Origin of the sequence: Caballeronia eucalypticola (assembly GCF_047608185.1) — a bacterium.
Classification (GTDB): Bacteria; Pseudomonadota; Gammaproteobacteria; order Burkholderiales; family Burkholderiaceae; genus Caballeronia.
This window is the reverse complement of the sequence record NZ_JBLKRU010000015.1, coordinates 34,294-46,061: the sequence shown is the minus strand read 5'-3', so window position 1 is coordinate 46,061 and position 11,768 is coordinate 34,294. Positions and strand designations below refer to the sequence as shown.

At 59.4% G+C, this 11,768-nt stretch carries 12 protein-coding genes; 7 read left to right on the top strand and 5 right to left on the bottom strand.

Translation table 11 applies throughout. The annotated features are described in order from the left end of the window. Nucleotides 1-2: 2 nt before the first annotated feature. Entirely contained in the window at nucleotides 3-722 is a 720-nt protein-coding gene (locus ACMX25_RS18690) for an MBL fold metallo-hydrolase (protein WP_414951543.1), read from the bottom strand. A gap of 221 nt (nucleotides 723-943) precedes the next feature. On the opposite strand from ACMX25_RS18690, the gene ACMX25_RS18685 reads away from it, so the two are divergent. Both ACMX25_RS18685 and ACMX25_RS18680 read left to right on the top strand, forming a co-directional pair. Beyond that, nucleotides 944-1,474 (top strand): Mpo1 family 2-hydroxy fatty acid dioxygenase, encoded by a 531-nt coding sequence (locus ACMX25_RS18685; RefSeq protein WP_414951542.1) that lies wholly within the window; start codon nucleotides 944-946, stop codon nucleotides 1,472-1,474. Nucleotides 1,475-1,655: 181 nt separating this feature from the next. Beyond that, nucleotides 1,656-1,976 carry a DUF4148 domain-containing protein gene (locus tag ACMX25_RS18680; RefSeq protein ID WP_414951540.1) on the top strand — a complete coding sequence of 107 codons (321 nt, stop codon included), beginning with the start codon at nucleotides 1,656-1,658 and terminating at the stop codon, nucleotides 1,974-1,976. 262 nt (nucleotides 1,977-2,238) lie between these two features. On the opposite strand, the gene ACMX25_RS18675 is transcribed toward ACMX25_RS18680, so the two are convergent. After that, entirely contained in the window at nucleotides 2,239-3,621 is a 1,383-nt protein-coding gene (locus ACMX25_RS18675) for an aminotransferase-like domain-containing protein (protein ID WP_414951539.1), read from the bottom strand. A 143-nt stretch (nucleotides 3,622-3,764) separates the two neighbouring features. Here ACMX25_RS18675 and ACMX25_RS18670 point away from each other — a divergent pair, with 143 nt between their 5' ends. The 3 genes from ACMX25_RS18670 to ACMX25_RS18660 are packed head-to-tail and all read left to right on the top strand — an operon-like array spanning nucleotide 3,765 to nucleotide 7,072. Beyond that, on the top strand, nucleotides 3,765-5,084 hold the full coding sequence (locus ACMX25_RS18670) for a hydroxymethylglutaryl-CoA reductase, degradative (RefSeq protein ID WP_414951538.1): 1,320 nt from the start codon (nucleotides 3,765-3,767) through the stop codon (nucleotides 5,082-5,084). 60 nt (nucleotides 5,085-5,144) lie between these two features. Beyond that, the gene (locus ACMX25_RS18665; protein WP_414951537.1) at nucleotides 5,145-5,690 is read left to right on the top strand and encodes a hypothetical protein; all 546 of its coding nucleotides are present in this window, start codon (nucleotides 5,145-5,147) and stop codon (nucleotides 5,688-5,690) included. Beyond that, the gene (locus tag ACMX25_RS18660) at nucleotides 5,690-7,072 is read left to right on the top strand and encodes a tripartite tricarboxylate transporter permease (protein WP_414951536.1); all 1,383 of its coding nucleotides are present in this window, start codon (nucleotides 5,690-5,692) and stop codon (nucleotides 7,070-7,072) included. The genes ACMX25_RS18665 and ACMX25_RS18660 overlap by 1 nt, the downstream gene beginning before the upstream one ends. A 143-nt stretch (nucleotides 7,073-7,215) precedes the next feature. Here ACMX25_RS18660 and ACMX25_RS18655 read toward each other — a convergent pair whose 3' ends face one another. After that, nucleotides 7,216-7,758: a DUF2867 domain-containing protein gene (locus tag ACMX25_RS18655; RefSeq protein ID WP_414951535.1), complete on the bottom strand. Its 543-nt coding sequence runs from the start codon at nucleotides 7,756-7,758 to the stop codon at nucleotides 7,216-7,218. 232 nt (nucleotides 7,759-7,990) lie between these two features. On the opposite strand from ACMX25_RS18655, the gene ACMX25_RS18650 reads away from it, so the two are divergent. Then, nucleotides 7,991-8,821 (top strand): class I SAM-dependent methyltransferase, encoded by an 831-nt coding sequence (locus ACMX25_RS18650; protein WP_414951534.1) that lies wholly within the window; start codon nucleotides 7,991-7,993, stop codon nucleotides 8,819-8,821. Nucleotides 8,822-8,868: 47 nt separating this feature from the next. On the opposite strand, the gene ACMX25_RS18645 is transcribed toward ACMX25_RS18650, so the two are convergent. Beyond that, nucleotides 8,869-9,324, bottom strand: a complete 456-nt coding sequence (locus ACMX25_RS18645; RefSeq protein ID WP_414951533.1) for a hypothetical protein — start codon at nucleotides 9,322-9,324, stop codon at nucleotides 8,869-8,871. Nucleotides 9,325-9,437: 113 nt separating this feature from the next. After that, nucleotides 9,438-10,310 (bottom strand): LysR family transcriptional regulator, encoded by an 873-nt coding sequence (locus ACMX25_RS18640; RefSeq protein WP_414951532.1) that lies wholly within the window; start codon nucleotides 10,308-10,310, stop codon nucleotides 9,438-9,440. 111 nt (nucleotides 10,311-10,421) lie between these two features. On the opposite strand from ACMX25_RS18640, the gene ACMX25_RS18635 reads away from it, so the two are divergent. Beyond that, the gene (locus ACMX25_RS18635; protein ID WP_414951531.1) at nucleotides 10,422-11,729 is read left to right on the top strand and encodes an aspartate aminotransferase family protein; all 1,308 of its coding nucleotides are present in this window, start codon (nucleotides 10,422-10,424) and stop codon (nucleotides 11,727-11,729) included. Nucleotides 11,730-11,768: the final 39 nt, after the last annotated feature.

Here is an 11,768-nt window from a genome sequence, read left to right as displayed (position 1 = left end):
GATCAGCCCTGGCGCGTTGCGGGCGTCGATGGCTGACCGCATGCCAGGTTCGCGGGGATGGCGACATCCATCATCTTGGGGCTCGGAAGATTCAAGCCCTTCATGATTGCCACGTATTCGCTCTCGGTTTTCCCCGCGAGTCTTGGATTGAAGTGCTTCTCCTCACCGATGCTCGACGCGGTCCATCCCTTGTAATCGTGAGCCGGGTAGAGCGTGGTTTCGTCGGGTAGCTTGAACAGTTTGTTGACGATCGAATCCCACGACCGATGCGCGTCGCCGCCCTGAAAATCAGTTCGTCCGCTGCCGCGAATGAGCAGGACATCGCCGGTGAAAACGGCTTGCGGTGCCGAAGGGTTCAAGACGAAGCTGAACGATTCATCGGTGTGGCCGGGCGTATAGAGCGCGCGTAGCGCGATGCCGTCGATACGCAGGATTTCATCTTCACGCACATGCTGCGATACGCAATGCGCCTTCGACATCTCACCCATGATCGTCGTGCACTGCGTGGCATCGCGAAGGTCGCCAAGCGCCGTGATGTGATCGGCATGGGTGTGGGTGTCAATGGCATGAACCAGCCGCAGATCCAGCTGCTCGATCACTTTCAGATATTGGTCGAGCTGCTCTTTTACGGGATCGATGATAAGCGCTTCCCCACCTGCCCGAGAGGCAAGCACGTAGGTGTAGGTGCTTGACTGGCCATCGAAAAATTGCCGGAACAACATTGCCTTATTACCTCGAAAAACTCCGCTATATTACTTTTACATATAAGCTTATCTCTATATAGAATAAAGTATTCAGAGCCGGGAAGTCAACGATTGAAAGGCGCCGAAGGTAATAAGAAGGGGGGAATCAACTGAGGGTATCGGCGCAAACACGAATGCGCGTTAAAGCCGTCATCGCGTACGCTAAGCCATGCCGTTCACGATGAATCGGAGAGCACTCTATGAAATCCCTGGTTGACCAGCTTGGACAGTACGCGGTGTATCACCGCGACTCGCGCAATATCGTTTCGCATCTCATCGGCATTCCATTGATCGTGGTCGCGGTCGCCACGCTACTCGCCCGTCCGGCGCTCGGCGTGACGGGCACGCTGAGCGTGTCGCCGGCAATGCTGCTCGCCGCGGCAGTCGCCGTGTTCTATCTTCGGCTCGACCTGCGGTTCGGAATCCTGATGACCATTTTGCTCGCGCTGAGCGTGTGGGCGGGAAAGCTGCTCGCGATGCAGACAACCGCATCTTGGCTTGCCTGGGGACTGGGACTGTTTTTTATCGGCTGGGTCATCCAGTTCATAGGGCACTATTTCGAAGGCAGCAAGCCGGCTTTCGTAGACGATGTCATCGGGCTGGCGGTGGGGCCGCTCTTCATCGTCGCGGAGCTGGCGTTCTTTCTCGGACTGCGCGACCCCGTTCGGCGTGCAATTGAAGAACGCGCCGGCCCCATACACGGCGCTGCCGGTAAAGGAGCCGTTCGCTGACCGTCGGCCCCTTGTATGGCGACATTCTCGGCTCCCTTTCAATTAGCTAGGGTTTACACTAAATCAACAATAATCCCTTGCGCAGTCTGCTATTAATCTTAAGCGTGCATTTACCTACACTTGAACCACTGAAACGCGAACAGGGTTGTTCGCGGCGAAAATCAAGATTCGGAGGTAGGTCATGAAACTCGTTCAATCGCTTATTGTTGCTGCAGCGCTCGCTATCCCGGCCGTGTCGTCTTTCGCGCAATCGAACGCGCCCGTTACTCGCGCCGAAGTAAAGGCCCAACTGGTCCAGCTTGAAAAGGCGGGCTATCAACCCGGTCGCGATGACCCGTATTACCCGGCTGACGTTCAGGCTGCCGAAGCGCGTGTGTCTGCGCAAAACGGCGCTGCCAACAGCTACGGCGGTGTAAGCGATGGCACGTCCGCATCGGGTGGCCACGCAGTCGTGAGCCCAATTTTGAATGACAACGGCACGTCGATCTACTCCCGCCATTAATCGACGTTAGCCGCTCGCAATATCAAGCCGCGCAGAAACGATGGCGGCTTGGAAAAATGCTTCGAAGAGAGTTCGTGAGCGCGTGGTGATCTTGCGCGCTCATTCAATTCACTTAGCCATATCGAATCAACGAATTAACGAATCTACGAACAGCACCTCCTCCAGCGGGTCGCTCCGATCCCGATGGAATTCGCCCAACTCATAGTTGGGCTTTTTTTGCTTTCGACAGAATGCGCCGAGGGAGCAGCGAGGTGCCTACGCCTCAGCCGAGTGCTTTGAGCGCGGCCGCAAATCGAGGATCCTTCAGATACGCGACGTTAAACCGGCAGTACGGCGAAACGCTTTCCGCGTGAGGCGAAAAGACCGTCCCCGGCGCGAGAATGACGGATTGCGCGAGCATCGCTTGCGCAAACTTGATCGAGTCCTCGCAATGCGGCAGCGCTGCCCAAAGATAGAGGCTCTGTTCGCTGACCTTATAGATCGTCGCGCCCAATGCGTGAAGCGCGTTGACCCCCGCTTCGGTCGCCCGTCGAAGTTTCTCCTGCATATGATTGGTGTGACGCAGGAAGTGGCCATCGCTGAGAATGGCCTCCAGCGTGCGCTCGCAATACTCCGAACTGCTCACGTGCGTCAGCATTTTTACATCGGCGAGATCGCTTGCCAGCGCCGGGTCGCAAGCAAGAAAGCCCACGCGCAACGCGGCGGATACCGACTTCGCGAAACTGCCGATATAAATCGTCCGGCGCAATTGATCCAGCGTCGAGATGCGCGTAAGCGAGCGTGGTTTCAGGTCGGCGAGCGCATCGTTTTCGACAATCGTGAGATCGTAGGTTTCGGCCAGCCGGAGTATGCGATGCGCCTTCGCGGCGCTCGTGTCGGTCGCGGTCGGATTGTGTCCCACTGATTGCGTGAAAAAAAGTTTCGGCCGATAGGTTTTCAAGTGCTCCTCGAGCACCGCGATGTCAGGGCCATCAATCTCTCTTGGCACGCCGACCATGTTCGCTCCGCTCAACTTCAACTTCCCGAACAGCGGGTAATAACCGGGGTCGTCGACGAGTACGGTGTCGCCCGGACGCACGAAATATCGCAGCACCATGTCCATCGCCTGATTCGCGCCGTGCGTGAGCACGATCTGCGTGGGCGCGGCTTCAATCTCATACGCGGCCAGCTTCTGCTGAAGATGCTGGCGCAACGGCAGATATCCGAAGCGGCTGCCGTATCGAAACAGCGAACCCACGCCGGTCCGGACCACACGCTGATGGAATTGATCCAGACGCGTTTCTTCCAGCCACTCAACCGGCGGAAATCCTTCGCCCAGGTTAAGAAACTCGGGCTTGTTCTGCAGCTGTTCACGCATCAGCCAGACAACATCCATAGCCCGGTCCAGCGTGGTGGGTTCTTCTCCGACCGGCTGTACGTCGACCGAACGTGACACGAAAAATCCCGACCCTCGCTTCGGTTCGATCAGGCCGCTTGCCGTCAGGATGTCAAAGGCGCTGATGACGGTGTTCTTCGAGCAACCGTTCCCCTCAGCGTATTCCCTAATCGATGGCAATTTGGCGCCAGCCTGAAGCAGGCCGTCTTTGATCTGTCTGGCCAAATTGTCTGCGATGGAGCGAGGCAGGCCCGTCTTTTCGCGTTGCATGATCCTGATTGCTCCGTGTCCGACTGAATTGTTCTGGGTACAGTGAGGTCGCTGTCTTGGATAAGTGTGCCTTTTAATAGGGTACAGCCGGCCTATTATTCGCTCGATCCAGCCACTTCCGCAAGCAGGGACGCGAGGGGCGAATGAATAACAGCGAAAGCCAAGGAGCATTGCGAGTGAACATCGATTCAAAGTTGCCGAATTTTCGCGGGCTGTCGCCGGCGCAGCGTCTGAAGCACATTGCCGAGGCAGCAAATCTGAGCGACGCCGACCATGCGTTGCTTGGCAACGCCGATGCACTTTCGCTGGAAACCGCCAACGGCATGATCGAGAACGTGATCGGGACGTTCCAGTTGCCCATGGCCGTAGCCGGCTACTTCCAGATCAACGGGCGCGACGTGCTCGTGCCCATGGCAGTGGAGGAACCTTCGATAGTCGCCGCAGCTTCGTTCATGGCAAAGATGGCGCGCGAGGGCGGCGGTTTCATCACGTCGAGCACCGCGCCGCTGATGCGTGCGCAAGTGCAGATCATCGGCGTGAGCGATCCTTACGGCGCGCGTTTGTCGATCCTCAAGCACAAGGAAGAACTGATCCAGCTGGCGAATAGCCGCGACAAGGTGCTGATCGGTCTCGGCGGAGGTTGCAAGGACATCGAGGTTCACGTGTTTCCCGAAACGCCTCGCGGGGCGATGGTGGTGGCGCACCTGATCGTCGATGTACGCGATGCAATGGGCGCGAACACCGTCAATACGATGGCGGAGTCCGTGGCGGGACGCATGGAGGAGATCACGGGCGGTAAAGTTCGCCTGCGCATCTTGTCGAACCTCGCCGATCTGCGCCTCGCCCGCGCGCAAGTTCGTTACTCCGCCGAGACGCTGACGACCAGGGAGTATTCGGGCGAGCAGGTGATCGAAGGCGTGATTGATGCCTGTTTGTTCGCGGCCATCGATCCGTACCGCGCCGCGACGCATAACAAAGGGATCATGAACGGCATTGATCCGGTGATCGTCGCAACGGGTAACGACTGGCGCGCGGTCGAAGCGGGCGCGCATGCGTATGCGTGCCGGAACGGTCGATATACATCGCTGACCACGTGGGAAAGAGCGGGTAACGGTGATCTGGTAGGCACCATCGAGATGCCGATGCCCGTGGGTCTCGTCGGCGGCGCCACCAAAACCCATCCGCTCGCGCGGCTCGCCCTCAAGATCATGGACGTGCACTCGGCTCAGGATCTCGGCGAGATTGCTGTGGCCGTCGGCCTCGCGCAAAACATGGGCGCGCTGCGCGCGCTCTCCACCGAAGGTATCCAGCGCGGGCACATGGCGCTTCACGCGCGCAATATCGCGATGTCCGCGGGTGCGGCCGGCGTGGATATCGACTGGGTCGTTGGAAAGATGGTTGCTGCAAACGATGTCCGTACCGACTACGCCATGACGCTGCTTGCCGGGCCTCGCGACGCTTGAGCAGCGACCGTGGGCACGACGGCGATAACGAAACAAAAACTTCCGCAAACGGAGGAGACAATGAAGCATTCAGTATTGGACGCCGATGAGGCGTTGAGATCCACGTCCGTTGGCACGAGTACAGACGTCGATGCGCGGGTTTCCCATCTGGTTGAAGTGTGGGGAGACACCGTCGATATCCGGCATCTCGCGTGGTCTGTCGTGCTTGGCGTCGGCATCAGCCTCGGCGCATTTTTCTCGGCCAATTATTTTCTCGCGCTCTACGTCCACGACGCCGCGATGACCCGTGCTTACGCCATGCTGCTGGGACTCGCCGGCTGCCTGATCGCGGGCGCGGTGTGCGCGAAGCTGTTCAAGCCGAAACGTGTAGTGGTCGACCAGGCATCCGATACAGCTCGCCGCGAAGAAGTGCTCGATCAACTCGCGGCCGAGGCGGGCGGCCTTGGCTTTGTCGCGGATCTGCCGCTGCCGGTGGCCACAGAGATGAAAGAGCTGGGTCTCTACGATGTATTCCTCAAACACGAGCAGCGCATCGAGGCATCAAAACGTGCGCTCGATGAAGGCCGCGTTTTCATCGAAACGAAAACAAGTAAGGAATCCTCGTGATGGATGCGCTTGTTCACCAGATACTGGTGGCGGTATCGATGGGCCTGATCGGCGCCATCGTGTTCGCCGGCATCGGCCTCATTTCAGGCACGGACGAAACCACCACGCTTGCACCGCTTACCCTGCTGGTCGCGCTGCTCGGCGTGCCGCCCGCGGGGGTCTTTACGTTCTTCATGGCCGGGGCCGTGGCAAAACACATGACGCATGCCATTCCGACCGCGCTGCTCGGCATTCCAGGCGACACGCTCGCGGCGCCCCTGCTTCAGCAAGCGACCATGCTGCGCAATCTCGGCGTGCCGCACATTGCGCTGAGAAAGATGATTTCGGGTGGGATTATCGCGGCTTTCGTCGCTGTGCCGCTGGCCGTGTTGTTCGCTGTGTTACTTGCACCGTTCGGCCCGTCGATATCGAAAGCTGCGCCGTGGGTATTTCTCGCCGCAGCCGTTGCGATCGCGTACTTTTCATCGGGCCGATGGGCGTCCGTGTTGCTGCTCGTGCCGTTCGTGCTCGTGATCGTCGGACTTCAGGTGCTGACCGGGAAATACGGCGTGAAACTCAGCGTCAGTTATTTTTTGGGCATTGCTATTGGCCCGCTGATTGCCGACCTGTTTTCAATCCTCTCGCCCGCCGATCGCGCTGTGATGCGCCGCGACAAAGTCAAGACCTTCTCGCTCGCGCCCGACGTGAAAAGCTGGAGTGGCTACTTTCCCAATCCGCTGAAGGTGCTCGACCGTCAGCAGCGAAACTGGACCATTGCGACGGCGGCGGTGTCGAGCGCAACGTTTGTCTTCAGCCCGGTCGCGATGACCGTCGTGATGGGCGAACTGGTCGGCTCGCGGGTCAAGCACGCGTACCATCGTTTGACCACGGTTATTGCCGCACGAAACGGCGTGACAGAGGCTACGTACATTGCCGAGACACTGATTCCACTGATTGCGTTCGGACTGCCGTTGAGTCCTGTGGCAGCGGGTCCGGCGGCACCGTTGTTCAACGCGCCGCCGCGCTTTTTCGTCGATACAGCCACGGGGCAAATGAACAACCTGCACACATTGATGACGAGCTGGGAATTCCTCGGCTACGGTTTGTTGTCGGTCGTGCTGGCGGCGCTGATTGCGTATCCGTTTTCGATGAACTATGCGCACCGTGCGGCTTCGTTCGTTGCACGGCGACTCAGCCATGAAGCGATTATTGCAACGTTCGCGGGGTTGATCGTGGTGATCAGCGTGTGGGAAGGGCAGTTGCTGGGGTTCCTTGTGATCGTGACGATCGGGCTCTTAGGAGGACTGTTATCCCGGCGCTTCGGCTTTAACACCGGCGTTCAGTTCATGGGATATTACGCCGCAGTACTGAGTGTCCCGGCGTTGACGAAGTTGATCACTTAAGCTGGCGATGCCGGTTTTTTCGAATCGACTCGTGCCAACGAAAACGCGCGTTTACTTCACGGCTCTAAGGAGACCGGGAAGAGTAGGTGGTTTCGCGTGCGCGAAAGCGTCGATGTGTCGCGATGCGTCGAGCGCAAGGCGCCTCAGGAGGCAGTGGGCCAGCCGATAAGCGCAGCGCGGCGCATGCTCGATCGAACCACCATTTCATGAAATGGCGTGATCAACAGGATGTACGACCGGCCCAGAAGATTGTGGCATTGCACGACAGTCGATACCGTCAGGTAGCGCCCGCCGCCTGCAACCTCTTGCCTGGCTTCCTGGAACACCGACACCCTGAAGTCGAGATGCTTGTCGTCTTCGCCCAGTATAATTTCATCGACCGAGCGCTCGTAGATCCTGAAAATGGAGACGTGCTTATCCTGCTCGGATCGTGCAGATTCCGCCAGGCGTTTCGCAGTCTTGAGGCCGAATCCGGCAACGAGCGCGTCGCGCACCCGCAGGAGCTTTGCAACCCATGCTGCCTGATGCGAAAACATGAAACGCGCGAGTAGTTCGGGATCGGTGGTTGCGTTGTCCGGCAAGCGGATGGTGTAGGCATCCGCGAGGTTGGGATGCTCGTACATGCGCGTTACGCGTGAACCGGACGGCAACGCGACGGAGGTCACGGACACATTTGGATTTTGCATAGGGCAAGGGCTCCGATGTGATGGCTCGTGGCGACGGGACTATATTAACTGCGAGCACGGTTTGTGACGGTACACCGCTGTCGGAGCTTCTTGCGCATGTCTGCGATTGACACGTTGAAGTATGCAAATGCATATGGCGCAAATGACCTCAAAGTTGGCATTTACGACCATACAGTTTTTCGTGTTCGATCGCTACACTGACCGCTGTTGCAAATAATGACGGAGCAGGTCCATGGACGAAGCCAATGAGATCACCGAACACTATGAGCGACCGAGCCTGGTCGAGCACCTCCGCGCGGCGCTGGCCTTAAGCGGACTTGGCGAGAAGCGGCTTTCGGCGAAAGATCTTGCTCAACTCGATCAGCTCCATTCGCGGGGACTGGCGGCCACCGTTGAACTGTCTGAGGCACTGCCGATCACCGAGGCAACTCGCGTTATCGATATAGGATCTGGCCTCGGCGGACCGTCCCGTTATTTAGCCGAGACCTTCGGATGCACGGTGCAGGGCATCGATCTAAGTCAGTCGTTTGTCGACGCCGCCCGGTTTCTGGCCGAGCGTTCAGGTCTCGAGGACAAGGTCGCCTACCAGCGCGGGAACGCACTTTCCCTGCCATTCTCTGCAGACGCGTTCGATGTCGCGTGGTCGCAGCACGTTGCCATGAATATTGCCGACCGGGATGCTCTCTACGGTGAAACGCGTCGCGTGCTGCGCCGTGGCGGCCACTTCGCCATCTTCGATGTCGTTGCCGCATCTGAAGATCCCCTGCATTACCCGGTGCCTTGGGCGAGCGGGCCGGAGACGAGCTTCCTCCTGTCGGCCGACGCAATGCGCACCGTCCTCGTAAGCCAAGGGTTTCGCATCACGTCGTGGACCGACTGCACGGAAGCGGGAGTTAGCTGGTTTCTGGAGCGGGAGGCCGAGCGGGCGCGGTCTTCGACGCCGCCCGTGCTCGCTCTCGGGACGGTCATGGGTCCGGCGTTCGGTCAGGCCGCTGTGAACCTTCGCCGCAACCTGGGGGAAGGGCGCGCCGCGCTTATCCAGGCAATTTGCGAGAAAGTTTGAGTACGCTCACACGTGCCAGCGTCGGGCGGGCAGCGCACTCAACGCATTTACTGACCAGACGCATGTGCCTGGAGAAACGCCGCGTATCCGTTCTGGGCCTTGAGGATCTTGTCGGCGCACTTGTCGTAGTCCGAACCTTTTGCGCTGTCTTGCCCGTACATGCCGCGGCACTGCGCAAAGAGGGTGAGCGTTGCGCCCGAACCTTTCGCGTCACGCGTGGCCGATAAGCTGGCCTTGCCGCCGCCGGAAGGCACGTCGGTGTCGATAGCGACCGCGTCCGCGCGTGTCACCGACGTATCGGAATATTGCTCGATATAGCGTTTTGTAAGCGCCCAGGCGGCGTCGCAGTTCGCCGCATCGCAATTGACTACCGCATTGTGTTGAGCGGCGGCAAGGCTGGTTTCGTTGCGGGCGAATTTCTGGGCTTGCGCCTCCTGCTTTTCAGCGGACGAGCAGCCGGTAAGTACGAGCGCGACAAGCGCAACAACAGCAATCTTTTTCACGAATAAAACTTCCATAGCCACGATTGAGCACGATTATAGCCGTGCGTCCGAAGCGTCCGCAGTTGCCTTCGAAAGGCTCTCGCAAGCATCTCGATGGCACCCGGCGGAACTCATCAGGACGAAGGTGCCGACATCGTTCTCAAGGTGCGGGTCATGAGGTCCTTCACATTTTCCACAAGCAGCGAATCGACCGGACCCGAATGTGAAACGACGGCAATGCCCACATGTGGAAGCGGCGGGAGCAGTTCGCCGGCGGGCATGATCCGCAAATCAGCCGGCACCGCCCCTCTCGTCAGCACAGCGGCTGCTATGCCCGCCCGCACGATGGCCAGTAGCCCATCCTTGCTGACGCTTTCATAAGCCACGCGATAGCTGATGTTGGCACTGTCGAGCGCACGCCGCGCCGCCTGATGATCGAGTGTTTCGGGCGCGGACAAGGCTATTTGAAGCGGTCCGTCGCTTGAGGCGTAGAAGTCCCGCGACGCGATCCATACCAGGTCCTCCCATCGAATCACCCGCTCCTGATTTCCCTGCGCGGCGAGCGATACCAAAGCCACATCGACACGGCGTGCATCGAGCATTTTCTCGAGCAAGGGCGTAGGCGCACAGACGACTTCCAGCGCGACCCGCGGATGCTGCGCCGCTATCGCGCGCAGCACGGCCGGAAGGAACTCCGTGCAGTAGTCCTCGGGGCATCCAAGCCGGATCGAACCGGTGAGCCCGCGACCCGTCACGTCGACCAGCGCCTCGTCGTGTGCGCGCACCAGCCTTCGGGCGTGCGACAACAGCCGATCCCCGCGCGATGTCAGCTCGACACCGCGTGCGGTACGCACCAGCACGGCGCCATCGACGATCTCTTCAATCCTCTTCAACTGCATGCTGAGCGCGGATTGCGTACGGCCAACTTCCGCCGCCGCGCGCGTGAGCGATCCGGCATCCGCTATGGCGACGAACGTCCTGAGCAAATCGAAATCCAGCTGCAACATGATGGCATCAGCTCCTCGAATGGCAGGCATCACAACTTTTCATTTCCACCCGCCGATTTAGTTCGCTTACATTGACCTTCGGCACATCCGCCCGCCTCTCTGGACACAGACATGTCAGCACAAACCGATCGGGACTTTTGGTCAAACGCTCAGCAGCACCTGATCCGCTACGGCGGATCATTCTCGCCCGTCATAATCGAGCGTGCCAGCGGCAGCCATGTTCATGATTCCACAGGCCGCGCGATACTCGATTTCACCTCTGGACAGATGAGCGCCATCCTCGGCCATTCTCATCCGGAAATCGCTGAAGTTATCGCCGAGAGCGCACGTAATCTCACGCACCTTTTCAGCGGGATGCTCTCGCGCCCGGTCGTGGATCTGGCAACCCGCCTGGCCGGCATCGCGCCTAAAGGACTCGAGCGCTCCCTGCTGCTCAGCACCGGCGGTGAAGCCAACGAAGCAGCGATCAAGATGGCGAAGCTCGTCACCGGACGGTACGAGATCGTGAGCTTCGCCCAATCGTGGCACGGGATGACTGGCGGCGCAGCATCGGCCACATACAGCGCCGGCCGCAAGGGTTACGGTCCGGCCGCCGTGGGGTCCTTCGCCATTCCGGCGCCGTATCCGTACCGGCCAAGGTTCGAACGCAACGGCGCATACGATTGGGCGGCCGAACTCGACTACGCATTCGACCTGATCGACAGGCAATCTTGCGGCAGCCTCGCGGCGTTTATCGCTGAGCCAATCCTGAGTTCGGGTGGCCTGATTGAATTGCCGCAAGGCTATATGCGCGCGCTAAAAGCGAAGTGCGTCGAGCGCGGCATGCTGTTGATCGTGGACGAAGCGCAAACCGGCATGGGCAGAACCGGAACCATGTTCACGTGCGAGCGCGACGACGTAGCGCCCGACATCCTGACCTTGTCCAAAACGCTGGGCGCAGGACTTCCGCTGGCCGCCGTGCTGACGACGCAGGAAATCGAGGACCAGGCGCACGAACGAGGTTTCCTGTTTTATACGACGCACGTGTCCGATCCGATGCCGGCAGCGGTCGGGCTCAAGGTCATCGAAATCATCGAGCGGGACGGGCTTGTTGAGCGCGCCGGTGTGCTTGGTTCTCGTTTGCGCGGCGGTCTGGAGACGCTTCAAAGCCGCTTCGACTGTATCGGCGATGTGCGTGGACGCGGGTTGATGCTCGGGATTGAAATTGTCGGAGATAGAGCAACGAAATCTCCGGCGCCGGATCTTTCCGCTGCAATCACACGTCGCTGCCTCGAACTCGGCCTGCATATGAATATCGTGCAGTTGCCGGGACTTGGCGACGTCTTCCGTCTCGCTCCGCCGCTTACCATTGCCGAGGCTGAGATCGATAAGGGGTTATCGATCATCGAGCAAGCGATCAAGGAAAGCGTGGGTATATGACACGCGTTGCGCTTGGCCAGGCATTCAATCCGCGGCGAC